Genomic DNA, 25017 nt, shown 5'->3' on the forward strand with positions numbered 1-25017 from the left:
GACCGCGGGGGTGCCGCGGACGTCCGCGCCGCCGACCGCGACGCGGGTCAGTCGCGGACCAGTCCCATCGCGTCGACGAGCTCGAGCGCGGCCGCGTGCTGGTTGAACGTGATGATGTGGATGCCGGGGGCGCCGGCGTCGAGCAGGCCCCGCGACAGCCGCGCGGCGTGCGCCACGCCCGCCGCCCGGGCCGCCGCATCGTCCTCCGCGACCTCGAGCTCGGCGAACAGCTCGTCGGGCGTCGGGACGCCGGTGAGCTCGGCGGCCCGCTTGGCGCGGCGCAGGCTCACGAGCGGCATGACCTCGGGGATGACCGGCAGGTGGATGCCGTCGGCGGCGGCGTCCTCGACGAGCGCGACGTACTGGTCGACCTCGTAGAAGACCTGGGTGATGGCGAAGTCGGCGCCGGCGTCCTGCTTGGCGCGGAGCACGTCGAGGCCGAGCTGACGGAAGCGCTCGATCGCGTGCTGCGCGGGGAAGGCGGTCACGCCGACGCTGAGGTCCTGCACGCCGTGGGCGCGCGCGACCTCGCGCAGCAGGGTGACGAGCTCGGAGGCGTAGAGCAGCCCGTCGGGGTGGGGACGCCAGTCGACCTGGCCGCGGGGCGGGTCGCCGCGCAGCGCGAGGAAGTCGCGCACGCCCTCCGCGAGGTAGGTCTCGATGACCTCGACGAGCTCCGCGCGGGACTGGTCGACGCACGTGAGGTGCGCGAGCGGCGGGATCGTGTGCTGGACCGCGAGCCGGTGCACGACGGAGCGCGACGTGCCGCGCGTGGTGCCCGAGGCGCCGTAGGTGATCGACATGAAGTCGGGCCGCGTCGCCGCGAGCAGGTCCATGGTCTCCATGAGGGTCGACTCGGCGGCGGGGGTGCGGGGCGGGAAGAGCTCGTAGGAGAGCGTGCGGCGCCCGGCGGCGAGCAGGTCACGGATCGTCATGGCGCGCTCACCATACCCGGCGCCCGCGGACCCGGCCAGAGGGGTGATGACCCCGGCCCCGCGCCGACGAGAAGTGCCTCCCGGTGCCGAAAACGGCGGCGGCCGCCGTCGCATCGTCCCTGCACACTGGTCCCATGATCACGGAGACGAACGACCTCGTCCGCTGCTTCGGCGCGGGCGACCCGCTGTACGAGCGCTACCACGACGAGGAGTGGGGGTTGCCGGTCCACGGCGACGCGGCGCTGCTCGAGCGCATCGTGCTCGAGGGGGCGCAGTCGGGCCTCGCGTGGATCACCATCCTGCGCAAGCGCGAGGGCTACCGCGAGGCGTTCTCTGGCTTCGAGCCGGACGCCGTCGCCGCGTTCGGGGAGGGCGACGTCGAGCGGCTCATGGCGGACGCGGGGATCGTGCGCAACCGCCGCAAGATCGAGTCGGCGATCGTCAACGCGCGGGCGACGGTGGCGCTCCGGGAGTCGGGCACGAGCCTCGACGAGCTGTTCTGGTCGTTCGCGCCGGCGCCGCGGGCCGTCGCGCCCGCCTCATGGGCGGAGGTCCCCGCCTCGACCCCGGAGTCCGTCGCGCTCGCCAAGGAGCTCAAGCGCGCGGGCTTCGTCTTCGTGGGGCCGACCACGATGTACGCGGCGATGCAGGCATGCGGCCTGGTAGACGACCACATCGCGGGATGCGTCGCCGCACGGGCGGGCTGAGGCGCGCACGCGATGCGCACCGGCGCTCACGCCCGTCACACCGCGCAACGTCCATCGCACTGGCGCATGGCGCCGCGCGCTGGCGCGAGTTGTCCACATTTGTATCCACTTGATGTGGATATGTCCGATTTCGCGCGCGTGCACGCTCGAAGCATGCGCGCCGTCGTCAGCAGTAGGCGCGACGGTGACGCTCGATGGCGTCCTCGAGCAGCGCCTCGACGATGCGCTTGTCGGCCGGCAGCCACGGCACGTCGCGCCAGCCGCCGGGCTCGAGCCAGCGCAGCTCGTCGTGGTCCTCGAGCGGGCGCGGCTCGACCGCGGCGCCGTCCGCGCCGGGCAGGATCCTGGCCCACCACACGCGCATGACGAGCCGCTCGAGGTCGGCGTCGCCCGGGCGCAGCATCCACACCGGGTCGTCGCCGCACGAGTCCTCGACGCCGTGCCCGTCGTCGGGCCCGATCACCTCGTCGCCGATCTCCACCTCGACCCCGAGCTCCTCGCGCAGCTCGCGGCGCAGGGCGTGCTCGGCCGTCTCGCCGCGCTCGACCTTGCCGCCGGCGAACTCCCACAGGCCAGCGAGCGCGGACGGCGCGCTCCGGCGGGCCGCGAGCAGGCGGCGCGGGGCGTCGAGGGAGTCGGTGATCGCCGCGGCGACCACGAGGCGGGTGTTGACAGGCACGGGGACCGCCCGTCTGCTACTCGGTGAGCGCCGCGTAGGCCTCGGCGTCGAGCAGGTCGGTCGCGGTCTCGGAGATCTCGACCTTGAAGATCCAGCCGTCGCCGTACGCGTCGGAGTTGAGCGTCTCGGGAGCGCCCTCGAGGGCCTCGTTGACCGCGACCACGGTGCCGGACACGGGCGAGTAGAGCTCGCTCACGGCCTTGGTCGACTCGAGCTCGCCGCAGACCTCGCCCGCGACGACCGTGTCGCCCACGCGCGGCGCCTCGACATAGACGATGTCGCCGAGCGCCTGCGCGGCGTGCTCGGTGATCCCGACGGTGACCTCGGCGCCCGCGTCGGGCTCACCGGACACCCACTCGTGCTCGGCTGAGTAGGCGAGCTCCTCGGGAACGTTCGACATGGCAACCCCTCTCTGGGGACGGCGGCAGTGGTGCGGCGGCGCCGGCGGTCCGGCCCTGGGACGAGCCTACGAGGCCCGCGAGTAGAAAGGTAGCGCGGTCACGGTCATGTCCTCGCGTCGGCCGCGCACGTCGATGCCGACGACGGTGCCCGGCTCGGCCAGCGTCGCAGGCACGTACGCCATCGCGATCGGGCGGCCGAGCGTCGGCGAGGGCGCCCCGGAGGTCACCACGCCCACGGTCTCGCCGTCGGCGTCGAGCACGCCGTAGCCGGCGCGCGCCGCGCGGCGGCCGTCGCCGAGCAGCCCGACGAGGACGCGCGAGGGCCCCTCGACCTTCGCGCGCAGCAGCGCCTCGCGGCCCACGAAGTCGCCGCGCGGCTTGGTCGGGGTGCCGAACACGACGATGCGCCCGAGCCCCGCGTCGAAGGGGGTGGTGTCGCGGGTGAGCTCCTGGCCGTACAGGGGCATCCCGGCCTCGAGACGCAGGGTGTCGCGGGAGGACAGGCCGCACGGGACGAGCCCGTCGTCGGCTCCGGTCGCGAGCGCGAGGGCCCAGACGGCCGCGGCCTCGTCGGCGTCGACGAACAGCTCGAAGCCGTCCTCGCCCGTGTAGCCGGTGCGCGCGACGAAGGCGTGGATATCGCCCTCGAGCAGGACGTTCGCGGCGGAGTAGTACCGCATCGCGTGGATGTCGTCGTCGCCGCGGGTGCACATGCGGGCCACGATGTCCTCGGCGCGCGGGCCCTGGACCGCGATGAGGGCCACCTCGCGGGAGATGTCCTCGAGGCTCGCGTCGAAGCCGGCGAGCCGGTCGGTGAGCTCGGCGACCACGACGTCCTTGTTGGCCGCGTTGGCGACGATGAAGAAGTGGTCCCAGTCGCGGCGGTAGACGATGAGGTCGTCGATGACGCCGCCCTCGGGCGTGCACAGCATCGTGTACTTCGCGCCCCACAGCGCCACCGCGGAGATCCGGCCCACGAGCGCGTGGTCGAGGAACTCGGCGGCCTGGGCGCCGCGGATCGAGATCTCGCCCATGTGGGAGAGGTCGAACAGCCCGGCGGCCGTGCGGACGGCCGTGTGCTCGGCGATGTCGCCCGTGTAGCGCACCGGCATCTCCCATCCCGCGAAGGGGACGAGCGTCGCTCCGAGCGCGACGTGCTGGTCGTGGAGCGGGGAGCGCAGGGTGGCGTCTGACATGCCGCCCAGCGTATCGGCGCGGGGCGCTACAGCAGCGCCAGCGCGACCGCGACGGCGCCGGCGAGGGCGCCGATCCCGCCCGCGACCGCGAGCCCCGTCCGGCGTCGCCGGGATCGCGCCGCGGCGGCGCGCCGCTCCTCGCGGCCGGACTCGTCGAGCACCTCGGGGGCCCGCTCGGTCGTGCGCGGCGGCTCGGGCCACACGCCCGCCCCGGCGGCGTCCTGCGTGTGACGGATGCGGGGGTAGTAGTGCTGCGGCGAGCCGCCGAAGTCCCCGGCGCGGGTCGGCGGGACGCCGCCCGCGGATCGCAGCCGGGCCTCGAGGTCCGGCGGCGGGCGTAGTGCGCCATCCTCGCGGCGCGGCGCCCGGTCGTCGGCCGGGCGCGTCGACACCTCGGCCGGGTCCGGCTCCGCGGGCTGGGTGGCGCTCTCGGCGATGCGCCGCCGCGACATCCGCGTCGGGTCCGCCGTCGCGCGGTCCGAGACCGCGGTGTCGTCGGCCGGCGGCTCCTCGCCGGCGCGGGCGCGGCGGGCGGAGACCCGGGTCTCGTGGTCGTCCGTCACGCGTCGCCTCGCCTCCGGGCGCTCGGCGTGGTGTCCTCGTGCTCGTCCGCGCCCCACACCGGCCACGGGGCGGCGTCCGCCTCGTGCGGCGTGGTCGACGTCGCGTCGGCGACCACGACGGTGACGTTGTCCGTCGCGCCGCGGCCGAGGGCGAGGTCGACGAGCGCGGCGGCCGCGGTCGCGGCGTCGCCGATCAACCCGGCGATCTCGCCGATCTCGCGGTCCTCGACCTCCTTCATGAGGCCGTCGCTCGCCACGATGAGCCGGCGTCCGGGCACCTGCGGCACGAGCCAGGCGTCCATCTCGAGGATGTCGTCGCCGATCGCGCGCGTGAGGATGTTGCGGTCCGGGTGGACGAGCGCCTGCGCGGGCGTGATCCGGCCGGCATCGACGAGCTCCTGCACGTGGGAGTGGTCGACCGTCACCTGGCGGAGCTCGCCGCCGTCGAGCGCGTACGTGCGCGAGTCGCCCACGTTGATCACCATCCACCACGGGCTGCCGCCGTGCATGACCGCGACAGCGCCGGTGAGGGTGGTGCCGGACGCGGCCCCCACGTCCGCCTGCACCGCCGCGACGTTGCGCCGCGCCTCGAGGTGCGCACGCGCGACGTCGTCCGGCGTGACCGGAGCGGTTCCGACCAGCGGCTGGAAGGCCGCCATCGCCGCCCAGGCGGCCTCCGCTCCGGCGAGGTGCCCGCCCATGCCGTCGGCCACGACAAACACGGGGGTCTCGGCGATGAACGCGTCCTCGTTGCGGGCGCGGCCGCCGACCGCGGTCACCCCCGCGCCCGCGACGTCCGGCGAGGAGTCCCCGCTCACGCGGTGCCTCGGCGTCGGATCTCGACCTCGACATCGCCGAGGATGAGGCGGCCCGCGACGGCCGTGGGCACACCTGCGGGCACCTGCGTCTCGCGGCCGTCCGCGTCGACGAGGAACGTGCCGTTGGTCGAGCCGAGGTCCTCGACCCACCACGTGCCGCGCTGAAGCACGAGCCGGGCGTGGGACTTCGAGACGGTGCGCGTCGAGTCCGCGAGGTCCAGCCGCCGCGTGCCGTCGACCGGCGGCATCCCGCCGAGCCGGCCCAGCAGCACCGCCGCGGCGTCGAAGCGGTGCGTGCCGCCCTCGGACGTCACGAGCTCCCAGGCCTCGCGCTGCCGGGTCGACACCTGGGTGCGGTCGTCGTGCTCGGGCGCGGGGGACGATGCGGCGGGCGCGGGCGCGGTCTCCGGCGCGGCAGCGGGCTCGGGGGTGGGCGGCGCGACGGGCGGCGGCGCGATGACGGACGGGCGCTCCGCCTCCGGGGCGGGCGGTGCCGGCGGAGCGGCCAGGTCGGCGGGCGGCTCGGGCGCGACGACGGGCTCGGGCGCCTGCGGCATCTCGAAGGTGGGGACCGTGGAGGGGGCGCGCGGCGGCGCGGCAGCCCCGCCGCGCATGTAGGGGCTGATCGGCATGGTGGGCGTCGGCTCGACGTACGGAGGTGCGGCGGGCTCCTCCGTGGCGGCCTCCGGCTCGGCGGCGGCCTCCGGCTCAGCGGCGGCCTCGGGGGCGGGCGGCGCGGAGGCGACCGCGGGCTGGACCGTGGTCTCGGTGGTGGTCTCGGGCGTCGGCTCGGGCGTCGGCTCGGGCTCCGCGGCGGGCTCGAAGGCCGGCACGGTCGCGGCGGCGGCCTCGGCCGTGGGCGCGGGCTCCTCCGCGAGCGGCTCGTCGGAGCCGAGCGCGGCCGTCCATGCGGCGGCCTCGGCGGGCAGGGTGCGGGGGGCGAGATCGGCGAACGGGGAGCGGCGCGCCACGGCGGGCGGCTCGTCGGCGAGGTCGCGCGGCGCGAGCGAGGCGTAGGGGGACCGGCGGGTCGGCAGCGGCTCGGTCGTCGGGGCGGGCTCCGGCTTCGCCTCGGCGACCACCTCGGGCTGCTCCGCCGCGGGCGCCGGCTCGGGCTCCGGCTCGACGAGCGCCTCGGGCGCCGGCTCGGGCTCCACGGCCTCAGCCTCCGCGGCCTCGGGCTCGGGCTCGGCGGCCGCGGTGCCGGGCATCGGCTCGTCATCGGGGTAGCCGTCGCTGCCGGTGAAGGGCTCGACCGGGTACATCGCGGCGACGTCGGGCCGGTCCTCGGGCGCGCGCGACCACAGCGCGGCGGCGGGGGTCGCGCCCCACTCGGGGGCCTCGACCACGGCATGCTCGCGCGTGTCGGCGGCGGGCACGGTCGCGAGCACCGCATCGTCCGCGGGCACGTCGGCCTCCTCGTCCTCCTGCGCTGGTGCGCGCACGGGAACCGTGCCCGAGACGGGGCGCACCATGGAGGACCAGCCGACGATCGCGGCCCACAGGCCGGGGGCGAGCGCGGCGAGCACGGGCAGCGCGCCGGACAGGGAGTGGTCGAGCCCGAAGCGATGCGTCTGCACGATCCACAGCACCCACGAGGTCACCGAGGCGACGCTCGCGATCGCGAGGCCGGCGAGCGCGATCGAGACGGAGCCGGCGAGGTAGGCGCCGTACACCCAGGAGGCCAGGCCCAGCCCCGTGGCGACGCGCGCCGCGACGGTGCCGGCGACGGTCGACTGCGTGAGCTGCGCGAACTCGGCGTGGCGGGCGACCGGGATCCAGGCGCGCGCCTGACGCGCGCCGACCTTCCGGAAGATCGCGCCGAGCGCGAGGCCCATCCACACGAGGCCGACCGCGTACGCGAGGACGAGCAGCCCGACCACCGCGATCCCGGTGAAGCCTTGCACCGTCGTCGCGCCGACCACCTCGGTCATGAGCCCTGCCGTCATCCCCGTGCTCCTTCCCTCAAGCCCCACGCCGTCGTGCCGAGGACGAGCCCGGCGCCGTCGACACGAGGCGCCACCGCTCATCGACGTGCACGCCCTCATGGCCCGGCGCGGCCGTCGTCACGTCCCTCCGGCCCAGCAGCGAGCGGGTCGAGAGCCGTGCGCCGAGCCTACGCCACCACCCCTGTCGCGCCCGGAGCTCCGCGCGGTCGGCCGCCAGCATGTCCCAGGCGCGCCGCGCATCGTCCCTCTCGACGCCCTCGCGCGTGAACGTGGCCCTGTCCGCGAGCGCCGCGAGCGCGACGCCGTTGGCGGTGCCGTAGGCCTCCGCGACCTCGCGCCGGGTGGCCAGCGGCATCGGCGCGAGGCCCGCGTCGAGGCCGAGGTCGACGTACTCGTCCCAGCCGCCCTCCGCGGCGGCGCGCGGCGCGGCGCGGCGCCGGCGCGAGCGGCGGACCGCCTTGGCCACGAGGATCGCGAGCAGCGGGCCCAGCAGCAGCGCGAGGACGAGCGCGCCGCCGAGCGCGACCCGCACCCAACCCGTGAACCACGAGGCGCCCGTCTCGACGACCGGCGCGGCCTCGCCTCCGCCGCTGCGGCCCTTGAGCGCCGCGACGGCCTCGATGGGCTCGGCGCGGTCCGGGTCGGTGGCGGTCGGCAGCTCGGGCTCGCGCTGCGTCGCGACCGTCGGCGACACGGGGTTCTCGTGCTGGGGGCTCACGTCCACGGGGATCCAGTCGCCCGCGCCGGACCGCACCTCGGTCCACACGCTCATGTTGCGACCGCGGCAGACCTCCTGGCACACGGGCGGCGTCCAGTCGTGGACGTCCGTCTCGGCGATGCGCACGCCCACGACGACGCGGGCGGGGAAGCCGAGCTCGGCGGCCAGCAGCGCGACCGCGACCGCGAACTGCTCGTCGTCGCCCACGGCCGCGACGAGCTGCGCGTCGGACGCGCTCGCCCCCGCCTCGGCCTCGCGCTCGACCAGCGCGGCGAACAGGCGGTCGATCCGGTCGTACGAGTGGCCCGCCGCGGAGGGCTCGAAGGCGTAGTCGCCCAGGTCCGTCACCCAGCGCGGCGACCCCTCCGCGGCGAGCGCGTGGCTGAGGTAGCCGCGGGCGCGCAGCCTCTCGACCAGCGAGGCGAGGCCCGCGCCGTCGCGGGTCACCCCCTGGTCCTCGACCCACTCGCGCAGCGACTCGGGGATGAGGTCCGCGGGAACGCCGGAGGCGCCGGGGGAGTCGCCCGCGTCCACGAGCGTCACGTCCGCGGGCGCGGCGGCGGTGATGCGCAGCTCGTCGCCCGCGGCGACCCCGCCGTCCACCGTGACGACGCCCGCGGTCGCCTCGGGCGAGTAGTAGAAGCCGTCGGCGAGCGCCGCGGCGCGGGGCCCGCCGAACGCCGCGCCGCCGAGCGCGCCGGGCAGCGGCGTCCACGGGCCCTCGAGCCCCTCGACGGTCACGGTGAGCGACACGGTCGCGTCGCCGTCGACCGGGAGGGCCGACGGCACGCGCTGGAAGCGGAGCGGCGTGTAGCCGTCGGGGGCCACGGCCGTGAACTCGCTGCCGTCGAAGAACGGCAGGGTCGCGACGCGGAGGCGGTCGGCGTCCCCCGTGACGGCGCCGACGGAGAACAGGGGCGCGTCGTAGCGCTCGTCCGTGAGGTACCCGCGGTAGGTCGACAGCGGCGACACCGAGCGGTCGACCACGAGCCGCGGCTCGATCGTCGTGCGCGCCACGTCCCGGGGCTGCGACTGCGCCGCCGGGACGGCGACCGCGGTGCCGATGAGGACGGCCCCGACCAGCACCGTCGTGCCGAGGATCGCGCGCCCCAGGGCGCGGCCGGGCGCACGCTCGCCGCGGATCCCGCCGCCCGCGGCGCGCAGCGCGCGGCGGCGCTCGTCGGCCATCCGCCACAGCATCCACGCGAGCGTCGCGCCGAGCGCGCCGAGGCCGATGAGGATCTCGCGGCTCAGCCCCGCGAAGGGCTCGGGCAGCGCCGACAGGCCGGTGCGGGCGGCGGGCCCGATCGCGATCGCGACCGCGAAGGCCGCGCCGCCGACCGCCGCCGCGGCTCCCCACCAGCGGGCGCGCGTGCCGAGCCAGACGATCCCGGCCGCCGTCGCGACGACGAGGGCGAGCGGGACCGCGAGCGTCGCCCCGTACTCGCCGAGCGGCACGGGGAGCGTGACCACGTCCTTCCATCCGGTGACCGGCGCGCGGATCGCCTCGACGAGCGCGTTCGCGAACGCCTCGGGCGCCGCGGTCGCGCCCGGGATCGCGACGAGCACCGCCGTCGCGAGATAGCCCGCCGAGGCGAGCGCCAGCAGCAGCACGGGCCCGCGCCGCAGGACGACGGTGAGGACGCCCGCGAGGAGCCCGACCGCGAGGCCGAGGACGACGACGAGCCCGTACGTCGACACGATCGCGTCCGTCGGGAGGTACACGCGCCGCAGGGTCAGCCAGACCGCCTCGACCATCGTCGCCGCGTAGAGGCACGCGGCCACGAGCACCGCGGTCGGCACCCGCCGCCGCGCGTCGCCCTCCGCCGCGCTCATCCGCGGGCCGCCCCTCGCGCGAGCAGCTGGCGCAGGTCCTCGAGCACGCCGAGGCTCACGAGCTGGAGCCCCCCGAGCACGTGCGTGCGCGGCTCGGAGGACGGGTCGCACACGACCGCGCCCACCGCGACGTCGGCGGGGAAGCGCAGCGCGGCCGTCCGCAGCCGCTCGTGCGCGAGCGCGGAGCCCGTGACGAGCACCGCGAGCGACGTCCCCGGGTCGTCCTCCGCGACCATCCGCGTCACGGTCCCGAGGTCCATCGCGGCGTGGGTCGACTCGACAGGGGTGAGGTCGTCGAGCAGCGCGCGAGGCGCATCCACGCGCAGCGCGCGCAGGGAGCGCACCGAGGCGCGGGCGAACTCCGGCACCTCGCCGCTGAGCACGACCCGCACCTCGCGGCCGTCCCGGATCGCGCGCGTGCCGAGCGACGCGACCGCGCTCACCGCCATCTCGAACTCGTCGTCGTCACGGTACGACGCGGGGTCCACGTCGAGGACGAGCATGAGCAGCGAGCGGCGCGTCTCCTCGAACTGGCGCACCATGAGCGTCCCGGTCTTCGCGGTCGACTTCCAGTGGATGTGGCGCTGCGCGTCGCCGCGCTGGTACTCGCGGACGGCGTGGAAGGAGATGTCCTCGTTGGTGAGGATGCGCACCGCCTGGCCCTCGAGGTCGCGGATCCAGCCGAGCGAGGTGCTCGGCACCTCGACGGTGCGGGGGTGCACGTACAGCGGCCGCATCTCGTCCCACGCGAGGTGGCGCCGCAGCAGCCGTAGGGGGTCCGTGCGCGTCGAGGCCGCCGGGCCCACCTCGACGATGCCGCGCGGGCGGGGCGGGATCACGACCCGCTCGGCCCAGCGGGCCCCGGCGCGCAGCAGCGGCACGTGCAGCTCGACGAGCGCCTCGCCCACGGGCAGCTCGACGCTGCCGGGCAGCGCCGCGTGCCGGCCGGCGTTCTCGACGACGATCTCGCCGGCGGCCTCCTCGCCGGCGACCACGGCGTCCCGCTCGAGCGCGAACTCGACCCGGTAGCGGACGTCGCCGAGGAGGAACGGCACCGCCGCGACGAGCAGCACCGCCCCCACCACGCCGCCGACGAGCGCCTCCTCCCAACCCAGCGCGAGCCCGAGCGCGAGCCCGGCCAGGGCCCAGCCCGCGACGACCCAGCCCGCGGGCGTCACGACGGAGCGCGCGGCGGACCAGGCGTCCGCGAGGACGTCGCCGGCGGCCCGCGCCGCGCTGTCGATGCGCAGCCGCGCCCCGACCGCCCTCGCGCGCGGGACGTCGGCGACCTCCGTGCGCGTCGAGTACGTCCCGGTCACGCCGCTGCGTGTCCGGGTCGCGGTGCGGTCGGGGCGCTCGCTCACGCGAGGTCCTTCTGGCTGGGCGGCGGGGTGTCGAGCAGGATCTGGCCGATGACGGCGCCCTGGGTGACGCCGTCGAACTCCGCCTCGGGGTCGAGGATGAGGCGGTGCGCGAGCACCACCTCGGCGAGCGCCTTGACGTCGTCCGGCACCACGTAGTGGCGGCCGTGCGCGAGCGCCCACGTGCGGCTCGCGCGGGCGAGGGCGAGCGCGCCGCGCATGGACGCGCCGAGCCGCACCTGGGTCGCAGTGCGGCTCGCTCCGACGATGCGGGCGATGTAGTCCGAGATGAGCGGGTGCTGCTGCACGTCGTGGGTGAGCGCGGACATCGCGGTGATGGCGTCGAGCTCGGCGATGGCGGGCACGGTGACGCGCGTGGGCCGCCCGGGCTCGAGGATCCGCAGCGTCGCGGCGTGGTCGGGGTAGCCCAGCGACGTGCGCATGAGGAAGCGGTCGAGCTGCGCCTCCGGCAGCGCGTAGGTCCCCGCCTGCTCGACCGGGTTCTGCGTCGCGATCACCATGAACGGCGCGCCCACCTCGCGGGAGACGCCGTCGACCGTGACCTGCCGCTCCTCCATCACCTCGAGCAGCGCCGACTGCGTCTTGGGCGACGCGCGGTTGACCTCGTCCGCGAGCACGACGTTGGCGAACACGGGCCCGTGGTGGAACTCGAAGCGCCCCTGGTCGTAGACCGTCACGCCCGTGACGTCGCCGGGCAGGAGGTCGGGAGTGAACTGGATCCGCGTGCTCGTGCCGCGGACCGTCTCCGCCATCGCGCGCGCGAGCGACGTCTTGCCGGTGCCCGGCACGTCCTCGAGCAGGAGGTGGCCCTCCGCGATCATCGCCGTGAAGGCGAGCTCGACCACGTGGCGCTTGCCCACCACGGCCCGCTCGACGTTGTCGGCGAGCTTGCCGAAGGTGGTCTCGAACCACTGCGTGTGCTCGGAGGTCAGGGCCACAGCGGCCTCCTTTCGTGTGGGCCCCGGCGGGGCCGGACGCCGCTCATGGCGTCACCGTCGGATCGGGCTCGGGGTCGGGCGGGGCGCCGCCGCACGTGACGTCGGCGCTGGTCCAGTCGGCGATGCCCGCGAGCGCCGCCTGGAACGTCACGACGACGCGCGCGGACCGCATGAGCGCCGCGTCGGTGGTCGGGGCGCCGTCCGCGTCCAGCATCGTCACCACCGGGGACAGGTCCGCGGCGGCGCCGCCGAGCGTGACCGTCGGGACGGTGCCCACCGTGCAGGCCGGGAACGTGACGGTGGGCCGGTACTGCGCGCCCGACTCGGGCGTCACGGGCGTCGTCTGCTCGGAGCACGTGCGCTGCCCGCCGCCGAAGTCGACGCAGTAGTACGCGGCCACCGACACGGCGCGGCCGGCGACCATGACGTCCGCGAACGACCGCGAGGTCGACCCGTCCGAGCCGCGGTACCAGAGCTCGAGGCCCGGACGCGGCTGCCACTGGGGCTCGCGCTCGAGCGCGGTGGTGCACGACGTCCCGGTGCCGTCGCATGTCGACGCCACGCGGTAGCCGCGCTGGAGCACCGGGGCGCCGGGGTCGGTGAAGGCGGCGAACACCACGTCGCGGGTCTCCGCCTGCCCGTAGGTCTGGCCGTCGGCGCGGCTCTCCGCGCACACCGTCACCGTGTTGGTCGCGTTGGCGTCGACGGGCACGGTGAACGATGCGGTGCCGCCCGACGCCTGCGTCGTCGCGTCGCAGCGGCCGCCGACCATGCGCCCGACCCACGTCGCGGAGCCGACGCCGCCGGCGGTCACGGTCGCGGTGATGGTGGCCTGGTCCGCGCCCGTCGTGTACGCGTGGGTCGCGCCGTCGATCGTGGGCCGACCGATGCCGTGGGCCGTGATCGTGACGGCGGCGCCGGCGGCAGCCGCGCCGTCCACGGGCGGCAGGTCGAACGCGGTGAGCGGCGTGAGCACGACGTCGACCGGCGTGTTGGAGCCGATCGCGACGCCGTCGAGCCGCTGCGTGCCCGCCCCCACCGCGACCGTCTGCTCCGTGCCGGCCGCCGCGATCCGGATCGCGCTCGTCGACGCGTCGGCGATCTCGAGCACGAGGTCGATGCGCTCGCCGTCGCCCGACGTGACCGACGGCGTCCACGACGCCACCGTCGGCGGCGCGGGCGGCGCGTACGCCCAGGCCGTGACCGATGCGGCCGCGCGCGAGCGGCCCACCGCGTTGACCGCGTACACGGCGTAGGTGTCCTTCGCGCCGTTGGCGAGCCCGGTGATCGCGGGGCACACGCCCGAGGCGGTGCAGGTCGCTACCGTGACGCCCCCCGACACCACCTCGAAGCGCTGGAGCGCGGGGTACGCGCCGGACGCCCCGCCGGGCGCGACGGCGAGCGTGACGGAGCCGTCCCCGTAGTCGACCTGGGACACGCCCCCGGGGGCCCGCGGGTAGCCCTGGAGGTCGAGGCTGATGCTGCCGGAGCGGTCGGCGGCGCTCACGCGGCCCTGCGCGTCGCGGACCCGGAAGACGGCCTCGCACACGCCGCCCGGGGCGTCGGAGGTCCAGGTGACGCGCACCTTGTCCGCGCCGGTCGCCTGGAAGCGGACGTCCGGGCAGTCGCCCGCGGCCTTGACGTCCACCACCTCGAGCGGGGTGCCGGGCAGCGGGTTGACCTCGCCGGCCGCGCCGACGACGTCGAGCGTGCAGCTGTCCCCGTCGGCCTGCGAGCAGCGCTCGACCACGGAGCCGCCCTTGGGCAGCTCGGAGGGCGCGGGCCCGACGACGAGGGACAGCACGCGCGGCTGCACCTCGGGGTGGTCGGGCAGGGACACGGTGACGGACTCCGCGCGCCCGGGCGCCGCATCGTCCCTCGCCACGATGGTGAGGCGGGCGCCGTCGCGCCGCACGTCGAAGAGCTGGCCCGAGTAGGTGGCGGCGACCTGGACGTCGGACGCCGCGGCACCCTCGGGCCACCGCACCATGCGGCCCAGGTCGAACGCCGCGGCGTCGCCGGGGGAGATCTCGAGCGACGCGCTCACGAGCGTGGGCACCGGGTCCGCCGGGACGACCGTCACCGGGATCGGCAGCACGGTCCACGCGTCCTGGCCCGCGAGCCGGACGGCCACGAGGCACGTGTCGGTGTACGGCGCGCCGCTGCCCGCGTCGTAGCGGACGGTCGTGCCGGCGACGGCGGTGCACGCGGCCTGCTCGCGCGCCCCGCCGGCGACGACCTGGGCGCCGTCGAGCTCGACCGCGGTGCCGTCCGGCGCCGCGAGCAGCGGCGCCACGTCCACGCTGACCGAGGCGCCCTCGTCGACGGTCACGTGCGCGTCCTCGCGCAGCGCGAGCCGGAGGTCCTGGCCGCCGAGCACCCGCAGGAAGCCGTACCCGACGGACGTGTCGCCCGCGAAGTCCGTGCCTTCGACGCGGAACGGGACGATGCGGGTCGCGTCGGGCAGCGGTCCCGAGATCTCGGAGCCCGCCACCGCGAGGTCGTCCTGCTCGCCCCAGAGCGACAGGCGCAGGGTGGCGGCGTCCCCGCTGGCCCACGCGACGGTGCCGGCGAGCACGTCCACGCCGGTGGGGAAGGCGTCCCTGGTCTCGAGGGTGAGCACCGTGTCCGCCACGATCGGGGTGTCGGTGACCCGCTCGCGCACGGCCTTGAGGACGATGCGCCCCTGGGCGAGCGAGCCCGTCGCGTTGCGGGCGGTGTAGAGGTAGGCGAAGGTGCCGACGTCGGGGCCGACCTCGAAGGTGACGACGCCGTCCGCGAGCTGGTCGGCCGTGTTGAGGCTCGCGGGCAGCAGCGCCGCGAGCGCCGCGCGCTCGTCCGTGCCCTCGGCCGCGTCGGGCCGCACGTCCACGAGCTCGAGGTCGCCGCCGGTGAGGTCGAGGTCGTTCGCGAGCGGCTGCACCACGACCCTGCGTCCCGAGCCCGCCTGCACCTGGACGAAGTCGGTGTACGTGACGGGCGCCGGGTCCGCCTCGACGGCGACCACGCCCACGCGCGCGGTCGCGGTCGCGGTGCGGCCGCGGGCGTCGATGACCCGGAAGTCGAATTCGTCCTGGCCCGCGAAGCCCGCTACCGACGCGTAGACGAGGGCCGCGCCGTCCGCGCTCACGCGGGCCGCGCCCTCGCCGGGCTGGGTCACGACCGCGTCGAGGCGCACCTCGTCGCCGTCGGGGTCGAGGCCCGTGCCGTCGAACTCGAGCCGCACCTCCTCGCCCGACGAGGCCCGCACCGCGAGGTCGCGCGGCGTGGGGGCGGCGTTCTCGGAGCCGTCGGTCACGGTCACGACGATCACGCCGGTGTCGCGCTGCGACGGGAAGCCGAGCACGTACGACGCGTACGGGATCCGGTACGTCCCGGGGCTGTCGGGCGCGAGGATGCGCACGAGCGGTCCGGCCGCGAACGCGAGACCGCCGCCCTGCGGCGCCTCGACCGAGCCGGCGTCGAGCGCGATGACCGCGCCCGCGGCCGCGACGTCGTTGTCGAGGACGCGCACGTCGACCTGCCCGCCCGCGCGGACGGTGATGGCGTCGTCCGCGACGAGCGGCGGCGCGGGGACCGCCGAGTCGAGCAGGATCACGGTGATCTCGCCGCGCACGGTCATCGCCGCCCGGCCGGATCCGTCGGAGACGGTGTACGACACGACGCCGAGCAGGCCGGGCTGGCCGTCGCCCGTGGTGCCGGACAGGCGCAGGGCGCCGTGGCCGACGATCGAGGCCTCGACGCGGGCGCCGTCCGTGGCGTCGACGGACGCGTCGGAGAGCAGCAGCACGCGGCCGCCCGGGTTGGTGACGGCGTCGATGACGTCGACGGTGACGTCCTCGTGGGGCCGCACGAAGGCGGTGAGCGGCACGGTGGCGAGCGCCTCGTCCTCGGGTGCGAGGACCGTGACGCGCGCGGTGCCGCGCGCCTGCACGGCCCCGTCGACCACGGTGACGTCGACCGTGTAGGTGCCGGGCAGCTCGGCCTGGAAGAGCACGCCGGACGCGTCGGGGGAGACCTCGACGGTCGCGGAGTCGACCGGATCGACGCTCGCCTCGGTGACGGTGGGGGCGCCCGCGCCGCCCGCGACCCGGTCCGCGAACGCGATCGAGGTCCGCACGCCGGCCAGCGCGGTGACGGCGAGGGGCTCCACGGTGAGGCGCGGCTCGCCGACGACGGTGACGCGCAGCGTGCGGCTCGCCGTCGCGCCGCGCGCGTCCGCGACCGTGACCTCCACCTCGATCTCGCGCGTGGCGCCGCCGTGCCGGATGACGACCGTGCCCGCGGGCGACGCGGCGACCGCGACCTCCGGGTCCTCGGACACGGCGCTCTCGACGTAGACCGGGTCGCCCTCGGGGTCGACCCATCCCTCGAGCACGTCGACGGTGACGGTGCCGCCGGACTCGACCTGGGGGGCGGGCCACTCGGCGACGCAGCCCGGGACGCCGCACCATTCCGGGGCCGTGTTGCCGCGCGCGACGTCGAGGGTGACGGTCGCCGGCTCGGACAGCCCCTCCGGCCCGGATCCGTCCGAGATCGCGTACGTGAAGGACGCCGATCCCTTGGCACCCGCCTCGACGGTGGCGACGAGCGACTGGCCGTCGTCCCCGATCGCCACCGAGGCGAACGAGCCGTCGGGCTGCGTGAGGCTCGCCGGGTCGATGGTGAGGAGGTCGCCGTTGGCGTCGTGGTCGTTGAGCAGCACCGGGAGGCGCACCTGGCGTCCCGAGCGCACCCCCAGCGCATCGTCCTCCGCGACGGGCGGGCGCGGGTCGCGCACCTCGGTCGAGACGTCCTGCTGCTCCTCCGCCGCCGTCGTCTGCTCGTCGGGCACCCAGTCCTGCGACGAGCGCACGAGCGTGCCCGAGGGCACCTCCCACACCCATCCCGAGCGGGCCTCGTTGAGGACCATGCGCGAGCCGTTCGAGCGCAGGGACGGCTCGCGCCGTTCGCCGAGCGTGCCGCCCCCGTAGTCGAGCGGGATCGTGGGCCCCGAGGAGCTCCACAGCGTGCCCTCGCCGTCGCCGTCCGGCAGCCACGCCGCGTAGACGACGCCGGCGAGCTCGGTCGGGGCCGCCGGGACGCCCGCGACCGCGTCCGAGCCGAAGACGCGTGCGGCCGCGCCGCCGTCGGCGGGCACCACGACGAGGCCGCGGCCGTCCGCGATCCGCACGTCCCCGCCCGCGGCGGGCCGCTGGAGCCGGGCGTCGGCGTCGGTGCCGGTCACGGTCGCGCCGTCGACGCCCTCGCGCCACAGCTCGGCCGTCTCGGCCTCGAGCAGCACCCAGTCGGATCCCGCGAAGGACACCTGGTAGCTCCCGCCCTCGGGGGCGTCGGGCACCGCGTCGATGCCGGCGACGGCTCCGTCGACGTCCGCCCGCACCACGCCGCCGAGCGTCGGGGAGTACGCCGCGACGTGACCGTCCTCGGTGACCGCGACCGCGACCGCGCGGAGCCCGTCGTCGGAGTCGAGCAGGAGCTCGCGCGGCTCGAGCGCGGTGCCGTCGGAGATCCGCCCGGCGAGCACGTCGCCGTCGGCGGCGAGGTACGCGACCACGTCGCCCTCGGCCGCGATCGCCGTGGTGCCCGCGGGCGTGTCGACGGCGCCCTCCGCGCCCGCCTCGAGGTCGACGGGGCGGCCGGCGTCGAGCTCGGTCACGGACGTGTAGCCGGCCGACAGGACGAGCAGGCTGCCGTCGTGCTGGAGGATCTCGGACGGCGAGTCGACCTCCTTGACGGTGTCGACCTCGGCGAGCTCCGTGTTGACGCGCGCGTAGCGCTCCCCGGCGCCGGTCTGCAGCGCCCACACGGTCGGGTCGACCGCGACGGCCTCGCGCTCGTCGAAGCCGGGCGCGACGATCGCGCCGACCGTGGCGGCCGCGAGGACCACGCCCGTGACGATGCGTCCGGTGCGGCGGCGGCGCGCGGCGGTGGCGCGCCCGACGTCCGTCACCCGCCGCCCGCCAGGGTCATCACGAGCACCGTCGTCACGGTGGCCGCCGCGGCGGCGCCGAGCGCCCACGCGACGATCGTCCGCGGGGTCGCGTGGGGCGGGCGGGCGAGCGTGCCGGTCGCGGTCGCCCGCCGCCGCTGCGCGATCGGGACGTGCGAGCGGACGGGCCCGCGCGGCGCATCGTCCACGGTCACGCGCGAGGCCTGCGCCCACGCGTCGGTGGGCACCTCGAGGGGCGTGACGGGCAGGCCGAGGTCGCGCTGCACGGCCTGGAGCGCCTGCCCGAACGCGAGCGCGCTGGGGAAGCGGTCGCCGGGGTCGCGGCGCATGCCGCCCGCGAGCGCGTCCTCGAGCGCGGCGGGCACGTCGTCGCGCCCGGTGGCGCGGTAGCGCGCCTTGAGGATCCGCGCCTTGAGCTGGTCCGGCGGGAGGCGGCGGTCGGGCTCGTCGAACGGGCTGTGCTGGGCGAGCAGCGTGTACACGGTCGCGGCGAGCGACCACACGTCCGATGCGACGGTGCCGGAGCTCATCCGGTCGATCACCTCGGGCGCGCTCCACGGCGGGCTCATCGCGACGTCGTCGGCGTCGCCGGCCATCACGGCGGTCGCGACGCCGAAGTCCGACAGCACGGGATGCCCGAACTGGGTGACGAGGATGTTGGACGGCTTGATGTCGCGGTGCAGCATGCCGATGCGGTGCGCCGCCTCGACGGCGGAGGCGATCTGGACCCCCACCGCGAGCACGTCGGCGACCGGGATCTGCTCGGCGCGGTAGCGGTTCGCGAGGGAGCCGGGGCAGTACTCGACCACCATGAACGGCCGGCCGTCGCCCGACACCGACGCCTCGTGCACCGTGAGGATCGACGGGTGCGCGCTCAGCGCGGCCATCACGTCCGCCTCGACGCCGAGGGCGCGCGCGGCAGCATCGTGCACGCGCGCGTGGAGCACCTTCACCGCGACCTGGCGGCGCGGCATGTCCTGCTGGAACAGGAACACGTCCGCGAAGCCGCCCTGCCCCAGCGGGCGCACGTAGGTGTACCCGGGCAGCACCGGCGGCTGGAGGGGCTGACGCGTCATGGCCCTCCGAGCCCGGGGTGGCGGCGGGACGGCGACGGGCTCATGCCGACAGCGTAGCCACCGGACCGCCCGTGGCGACGGTGCGCGGGGCCGTGCCTCAGGCCTCGTACTCGTCGAGCGGCGGGCACGCGCAGACGAGGTTCCGGTCGCCGTGCGCGTTGTCGATGCGGCGCACCGGCGGCCAGTACTTGTCGAGCCGCAGCGACGGCACCGGGAACGCGGCCTGCTCGCGCGCGTACGCCTGGTCCCAGCCGTCCGCGACCACCATCGCCATGGTGTGCGGAGCGTGGCGCAGCGGCGAGTCCGCGGCGGCGATGTCGCCGCGCTCGACCGCGGCGATCTCCTCGCGGATCGCGATCATCGCGTCGATGAAGCGGTCGATCTCGACGAGGTCCTCGGACTCGGTCGGCTCGACCATGAGGGTGCCCGCGACGGGGAACGACATGGTGGGCGCGTGGATGCCGAAGTCGATGAGGCGCTTGGCGATGTCCTCCGCCGTGATCCCCGTGGCCTTGGTGAGGGGGCGCACGTCGAGGATGCACTCGTGCGCGACGAGGCCGCCGGGGCCGCGGAACAGCACCGGGTAGTGCGCGTCGAGGCGAGTCGCGACGTAGTTGGCCGCGAGGACCGCGGTCTCGGTCGCGCGGCGCAGTCCGCCGTGGCCCATGAGCGCGATGTACGCCCACGAGATGGGCAGCACGCCCGCGGAGCCGTACGGCGCCGACGACACGGGCGCGCCCTCGCGGGCGAGCTCGGCGGGCGACTGCACGGGCGCGAGCGAGCGCGGCAGGAACGGCACGAGGTGCTCCGCGACCGCGACCGGGCCGACGCCGGGGCCGCCGCCGCCGTGCGGGATCGCGAAGGTCTTGTGGAGGTTGAGGTGCGAGACGTCGCCGCCGAAGTGGCCCGGCTTCGCGACGCCCACGAGCGCGTTGAGGTTGGCGCCGTCGATGTACACCTGGCCGCCCGCATCGTGCACCGCCGCGCACACCTCGCCCACGTGCTCCTCGTAGACGCCGTGCGTGGACGGGTAGGTGATCATGATGCAGCTCACCTTGCCGTCGTTGAGCGCGAGCTTGGCGCGCAGGTCGGCGAGGTCGATCTCGCCGTCCGCGGCGGTCGCGACCACGACGACGCGCATGCCGGCGAGCACCGCCGAGGCGGCGTTGGTGCCGTGCGCGGAGGCGGGGATGAGGCAGATGTCGCGGTCCGACTCGCCGCGCGAGCGGTGGTACTCGCGGATCGCGAGCAGGCCCGCGTACTCGCCGCGCGAGCCCGCGTTGGGCTGCACGGAGACGGCGGCGTAGCCGGTGATCTCCGCGAGCCAGCCCTCGAGTTGGGCGATCATCTCGCGGTAGCCGCCGGTCTGGTCAGCGGGCGCGAACGGGTGGATCTGCGCGAAGCCGGGCCAGCTCACGGCCGCCATCTCGACGGCGGAGTTGAGCTTCATCGTGCACGAGCCGAGGGGGATCATCGTGCGGTCGAGCGCGAGGTCGCGGTCCGCGAGGCGGCGCATGTACCGCATGAGCGACGTCTCCGAGCGGTGCGCGCTGAAGATCGGGTGCTGGAGGTAGTCCGAGGTGCGGCGCAGGCTCACGGGGATCGTCACCGTCGGGCCCGTGTAGACGGGACGCTCGGCGCGGCGGTCGAGGATCGCCTCGAGCAGCGCGGTGAGGATCTCCGGCGTCGTGCGCTCGTCGCACGCGATCGCGACGGCGTCCGCGTCGAGGCGGCGCACGTTGATGCCGCGGGCGGCGATGCGGGCGACCACCGAGTCCGCGCCGCGCGGCACCTCGACGACGATCGTGTCGAAGAAGTGGTCGTGGCGGACCGTGGCGCCGCGCGCGCGGAGCGCGTCGGCGAGCGTCGACGCCATCGTGTGGACGCGCAGCGCGATCTCCCGCAGGCCCTCGGGGCCGTGGTAGACGGCGTAGAAGCTCGCGATGACGGCGAGCAGCGCCTGCGCGGTGCAGATGTTCGACGTGGCCTTGTCGCGGCGGATGTGCTGCTCGCGGGTCTGGAGCGCGAGGCGGTACGCCGGGTCTCCGTCGGCGTCCACCGAGACGCCCACGAGGCGGCCGGGGAGCTGGCGCTCGAGGCCCTCGCGGACGGCGATGTAGGCGGCGTGCGGGCCGCCGAAGAACAGCGGGACGCCGAAGCGCTGCGTCGAGCCGACCGCGATGTCCGCGCCCAGCTCGCCCGGCGCCTTGATGACGCACAGCGAGAGGATGTCGGCGGCGACGGTGACGAGCGCGCCGGCCTCGTGCGCGAGGTCGATGAGCGTGGAGACGTCGCGCACCACGCCGGTCTGACCCGGCTGCTGGATGACGAGGCCCACGAGGTCGTCGGGGGCCTCCCAGCCCTCGCCGAGCTCCTGGACCTCGAGCGGCAGGCCGATCGCCTCGGCCTGCGCGCGCACCACCTCGACGGTCTGCGGGAGGCACTCGGCGTCGAGCACGATGCGGCCGCCGTCCTTGCCGCGGACGGCGCGGCGCATGAGGAGCACGGCCTCGGAGACCGCGGTGGCCTCGTCGAGCAGCGACGCGCCCGCGACGGGCAGCGCGGTGAGGTCGGAGACCATCGTCTGGAAGTTGAGCATCGCCTCGAGGCGGCCCTGCGAGATCTCCGCCTGGTACGGCGTGTAGGCGGTGTACCAGGCCGGGTTCTCGAGCACGTTCCGCTGGATCGCCATCGGCGTGATGGTGTCGTGGTAGCCCATGCCGATCATCGACACCTGCACGGTGTTGCGGGCCGCGAGGCCCTGGAGGGCGGTGAGCACCTCGGCCTCCGAGCGCGGCTCCGGCAGGACGAGCACGTCGTCGCCGCGGATCGACGCCGGCACGGCGGCGTCCACCAGGGTGTCCAGGGAGGCGTGCCCGACGGCGGCGAGCATGGTCTCGAGGGCGGGGGCGTCGGGTCCGATGTGGCGGTCGGCGAAGGAGGTCACCGGCCCATTCTTGCGCATCGTGCCCGGTGCTCCGCCTTGGTGTGGCGCATCGGACAGCGCGGGGCGCGCCTCGCGCGGGCATGCGGCCTGCCCCCGACGCCCGGGCACTAGCCTGAGGGCGTGAAGGTGACCATCCAGATCCCGTGCCTCAACGAGGAGACGACGCTGCCGCTCGTGCTCGACACGATCCCGGCGTCCCTCCCGGGCGTCGACGTGATCGAGGTGCTCGTCATCGACGACGGCTCGACCGACCGCACCGCGGAGGTGGCTCGCGCCCGCGGCGCGACGGTGATCCGGCACGCGCGCACGATGGGCCTCGCCCGGTCCTTCCGCGACGGCGTCGACCACGCGCTGCGCCACGGGGCGGACGTCGTCGTCAACACCGACGGCGACAACCAGTACCCGCAGGAGCGCATCGGCGACCTCGTCGCGCCGATCCTCGCGGGCGAGGCCGAGATCGTCATCGGCGACCGCCAGACCCACAAGATCGCGCACTTCTCGGCCTTCAAGAAGACGATGCAGCGCTTCGGCTCGTGGGTGGTCAACCGGGCGGCGGGCACGGACCTGCCGGACGCGGCGTCCGGCTTCCGCGCGTACTCGCGCTTCGCGCTGTACCGCCTCAACATCGTCACGCAGTTCAGCTACACGATGGAGACGATCATCCAGGCGGGCAACAAGCGCCTGGCGATCACGTCGGTCCCCATCGACACCAACCCGAAGACCCGCGAGTCGCGCCTGTTCTCCAACATGTTCGAGCACATGCTGAAGTCGGGCCAGGCGATCCTGCGCTCGTACATCATGTTCCGGCCGTGGGGCATCTTCGCGTCGCTCGCGACGCTGTTCGGGGTCCTCGGCGTGTTCCCGTACGTGCGGTTCGCGGTGCTGCGCGCGCTCGGCGACGAGGGCAACCACATCCAGTCGCTCATGCTCGGCGGCGCGCTCATCTCCGGCGCGCTCATCGCGGTGGCGCTCGGCGTGCTCTCCGACCTGCTCAAGACCAACCGGATCCTCGCGGAGGACCAGCTCGAGCGGCTCAAGGAGCAGCAGTACGGCCCCGTGCGGCCGATCACCGCCGCCGCACCGGACGAGGCGCCCGAGGTCACCCCTCCCGCGGAGCCGATCCGCGGGACGGACGCCCGGCGTCCCGACGTCGCGCGCCGATAGCGGTCCCGACCCCGAGGCCCGCCGCGTCGGCCGCGGTCATGAGGAAGCGGCTCACGAGCGCGAGGCTGAGCGCCTGCGCGGGCGTCGCGACGGGCGCGAGCGCGAGCACCAGGGCCGCCTCGCGTGCGCCCGCACCCGCCGGCGCCACGACCACGAGGAAGCCGACGAGCCACGCGAAGGCGAACGCGCCGGTCGCGACCGCGAGGCCCGCGCCGGGGGCGAGCTCGCGCAGCAGCAGCCACGCGTGCACGCCCAGCACCAGCCACATGAGCGTCGACCACGCCGCGGAGGCGAGCAGCGCGCGCCCGCCGACGTGCGCCGGCTCCTCGGTGCGCCGCGTCACGCGGAAGGCGAGCGCCACGACGCGCGCGAGCACCGGCGGCACCAGCAGGACCGCGAGCGCGGCCGCGACGACGAGCACCCACCAGTAGGCCGCGAGCGCGTCCGGCACCGCGAGGACCAGCCCCACCGCGCCCACGACGGCGGACGTCACCACGCCGACGACCATCGCGACGATCGACCCCGTCATCGCGCGGGGGCGGCTCACGCCGTGGTCGCGCGCGAACTCCGCCTGCGCGAGCACGGGCCACACGGACCCGGGCACGTACTTGCCGACCTGGGACAGCAGGAAGACCCGCATCGCCTCCGCGACGGTCGTGTCGAGGCCGATCGCGCGCATCACCGCGCGCCACGACATCGCGTTGACCCCGAGCGCGACCATGCACGCGACGAGCGATCCCGCGACCGCGCCCCACGTGAGGTCGCGGAGCGCCGCGGACACCTCGTCCCAGTTCGACACCACCGCCCACGCGAGCAGCCCGACGGCGACCGTGAGGAAGCCCCATCGCAGCGCGCGCCTCATCGGGCCTGCCGCTCCCACATGTCGGCGATGCCCTCGGCGAGCGGCACGCGCGGCTCCCAGCCGAGGGCGTCGCGCGCGAGCGCGACATCGAGCCACGTCGAGTCCGGGTCCACGCCGCGCGACTGCAGCCGCTCGATGCGCAGCGCGTCCCCTACGGCCTGATCGAGGAGCGCGAGCAGCTCGGACAGCGAGGTGGGCACGCCCGAGCCGACGTTCACCACGGGCGGCGCGTCGGGCCTCGCGACGATGCGCGCGACCGCGTCCACCACGTCGTCGGCGTGGACGTAGTCCCGGGCCACCGCGCCGTCGCCGTGCAGCGTGATCGCCTCGCCCGCGCGGACCGCGCGCATCCAGATCGCGAGCACACCCTGGCCGTGCGCGCCGCGCTGGCCGGGACCGTAGGCGTTCGCGATCCGCACCGCGGTGGAGGCCGGCCCGGCGTCGACGAGGATGCGCTCCTGCGCGAGCTTGTACGCGCCGTAGGCGTTCGGCGGCGCGGGCGCGTCGGACTCCGCGTAGGGCGGCACAGCGGGCCGGCCGTAGACGGCGCCTCCCGAGGACAGCAGGACGATGCGCGGCGGAGCGGGGCGCGCGGCGGCGGCCGTCGCGAAGGCGCGGAAAGCGTCGAGCTCGGCCTCGACCGCGCGCGGGTCCTCGGCCGCGACGGTGGGCGTGATGCCGCCGGCCGCCCACACGATCACCGGGACATCGGCGGCCCGCGGCGCGAGCGCATCGTCCACGAGGACGGGATCCTGCCTGGTGAAACCGGTGACGCGGGCGCCGCGGGAGGCGAGGCCGGAGAGGATCGCGGAGCCGAGGAAGCCGCCGGAGCCGACGACGGCCACGTCATACACTGTGCTCACCCACCCACCCCTCGACGTATCGGATGTCAT

General features: G+C 75.7%; 17 protein-coding genes. 2 read left to right on the top strand and 15 right to left on the bottom strand.

Annotation, left to right across the window (positions count from 1 at the left end; all coding sequences use genetic code 11):
• Positions 1 to 47 precede the first annotated feature (47 nt).
• Positions 48 to 935, bottom strand: coding sequence for a methylenetetrahydrofolate reductase (locus tag AOM07_RS09955; protein ID WP_062313340.1), 888 nt, complete (start codon positions 933 to 935; stop codon positions 48 to 50).
• A gap of 134 nt (positions 936 to 1069) precedes the next feature.
• Here AOM07_RS09955 and AOM07_RS09960 point away from each other — a divergent pair, with 134 nt between their 5' ends.
• A complete protein-coding gene (locus tag AOM07_RS09960) occupies positions 1070 to 1642 on the top strand; it encodes a DNA-3-methyladenine glycosylase I (RefSeq protein ID WP_062313342.1) in 573 nt (190 codons plus the stop codon).
• A gap of 166 nt (positions 1643 to 1808) precedes the next feature.
• On the opposite strand, the gene AOM07_RS09965 is transcribed toward AOM07_RS09960, so the two are convergent.
• The 12 genes from AOM07_RS09965 to gcvP form a co-directional block, all read right to left on the bottom strand.
• The gene (locus AOM07_RS09965; RefSeq protein WP_062313344.1) at positions 1809 to 2321 is read right to left on the bottom strand and encodes a (deoxy)nucleoside triphosphate pyrophosphohydrolase; all 513 of its coding nucleotides are present in this window, start codon (positions 2319 to 2321) and stop codon (positions 1809 to 1811) included.
• A gap of 16 nt (positions 2322 to 2337) precedes the next feature.
• On the bottom strand, positions 2338 to 2721 hold the full coding sequence (gene gcvH / locus AOM07_RS09970; protein ID WP_062313345.1) for a glycine cleavage system protein GcvH: 384 nt from the start codon (positions 2719 to 2721) through the stop codon (positions 2338 to 2340).
• A gap of 66 nt (positions 2722 to 2787) precedes the next feature.
• Positions 2788 to 3918: a glycine cleavage system aminomethyltransferase GcvT gene (gene gcvT / locus AOM07_RS09975; protein WP_062313347.1), complete on the bottom strand. Its 1131-nt coding sequence runs from the start codon at positions 3916 to 3918 to the stop codon at positions 2788 to 2790.
• 26 nt (positions 3919 to 3944) lie between these two features.
• The gene (locus tag AOM07_RS09980; protein ID WP_062313349.1) at positions 3945 to 4481 is read right to left on the bottom strand and encodes a hypothetical protein; all 537 of its coding nucleotides are present in this window, start codon (positions 4479 to 4481) and stop codon (positions 3945 to 3947) included.
• Entirely contained in the window at positions 4478 to 5299 is an 822-nt protein-coding gene (locus AOM07_RS09985) for a PP2C family protein-serine/threonine phosphatase (RefSeq protein ID WP_062313351.1), read from the bottom strand. The genes AOM07_RS09980 and AOM07_RS09985 overlap by 4 nt, the downstream gene beginning before the upstream one ends.
• A complete protein-coding gene (locus AOM07_RS09990) occupies positions 5296 to 7248 on the bottom strand; it encodes an FHA domain-containing protein (protein WP_062313353.1) in 1953 nt (650 codons plus the stop codon). Before AOM07_RS09990 ends, AOM07_RS09985 begins: the two co-directional genes overlap by 4 nt.
• A 16-nt stretch (positions 7249 to 7264) precedes the next feature.
• A complete protein-coding gene (locus tag AOM07_RS09995) occupies positions 7265 to 9802 on the bottom strand; it encodes a TgpA N-terminal domain-containing protein (RefSeq protein ID WP_062313355.1) in 2538 nt (845 codons plus the stop codon).
• On the bottom strand, positions 9799 to 11166 hold the full coding sequence (locus tag AOM07_RS10000) for a DUF58 domain-containing protein (RefSeq protein ID WP_062313357.1): 1368 nt from the start codon (positions 11164 to 11166) through the stop codon (positions 9799 to 9801). Before AOM07_RS10000 ends, AOM07_RS09995 begins: the two co-directional genes overlap by 4 nt.
• A complete protein-coding gene (locus AOM07_RS10005) occupies positions 11163 to 12122 on the bottom strand; it encodes an AAA family ATPase (RefSeq protein WP_062313359.1) in 960 nt (319 codons plus the stop codon). The genes AOM07_RS10000 and AOM07_RS10005 overlap by 4 nt, the downstream gene beginning before the upstream one ends.
• A gap of 43 nt (positions 12123 to 12165) precedes the next feature.
• Positions 12166 to 18075 carry an Ig-like domain-containing protein gene (locus AOM07_RS10010; RefSeq protein ID WP_062313361.1) on the bottom strand — a complete coding sequence of 1970 codons (5910 nt, stop codon included), beginning with the start codon at positions 18073 to 18075 and terminating at the stop codon, positions 12166 to 12168.
• A complete protein-coding gene (locus AOM07_RS10015) occupies positions 18072 to 19151 on the bottom strand; it encodes a serine/threonine-protein kinase (RefSeq protein ID WP_062313363.1) in 1080 nt (359 codons plus the stop codon). The genes AOM07_RS10010 and AOM07_RS10015 overlap by 4 nt, the downstream gene beginning before the upstream one ends.
• Positions 19152 to 19248: 97 nt before the next feature.
• On the bottom strand, positions 19249 to 22116 hold the full coding sequence (gcvP, locus tag AOM07_RS10020) for an aminomethyl-transferring glycine dehydrogenase (RefSeq protein ID WP_062313365.1): 2868 nt from the start codon (positions 22114 to 22116) through the stop codon (positions 19249 to 19251).
• Positions 22117 to 22218: 102 nt separating this feature from the next.
• On the opposite strand from gcvP, the gene AOM07_RS10025 reads away from it, so the two are divergent.
• On the top strand, positions 22219 to 23262 hold the full coding sequence (locus AOM07_RS10025; protein ID WP_084830241.1) for a glycosyltransferase family 2 protein: 1044 nt from the start codon (positions 22219 to 22221) through the stop codon (positions 23260 to 23262).
• Here AOM07_RS10025 and AOM07_RS10030 read toward each other — a convergent pair.
• Both AOM07_RS10030 and AOM07_RS10035 read right to left on the bottom strand, forming a co-directional pair.
• A complete protein-coding gene (locus AOM07_RS10030) occupies positions 23198 to 24124 on the bottom strand; it encodes a lysylphosphatidylglycerol synthase transmembrane domain-containing protein (RefSeq protein ID WP_062313367.1) in 927 nt (308 codons plus the stop codon). The genes AOM07_RS10025 and AOM07_RS10030 overlap by 65 nt on opposite strands.
• Complete coding sequence (locus AOM07_RS10035; RefSeq protein WP_169748150.1) at positions 24121 to 24987, bottom strand: NAD-dependent epimerase/dehydratase family protein; 867 nt, start codon at positions 24985 to 24987, stop codon at positions 24121 to 24123. The genes AOM07_RS10030 and AOM07_RS10035 overlap by 4 nt, the downstream gene beginning before the upstream one ends.
• Positions 24988 to 25017: the final 30 nt, after the last annotated feature.

The sequence above is a fragment of the Demequina rhizosphaerae genome (genome assembly GCF_000971255.1).
Classification (GTDB): Bacteria; Actinomycetota; Actinomycetes; order Actinomycetales; family Demequinaceae; genus Demequina; species Demequina rhizosphaerae.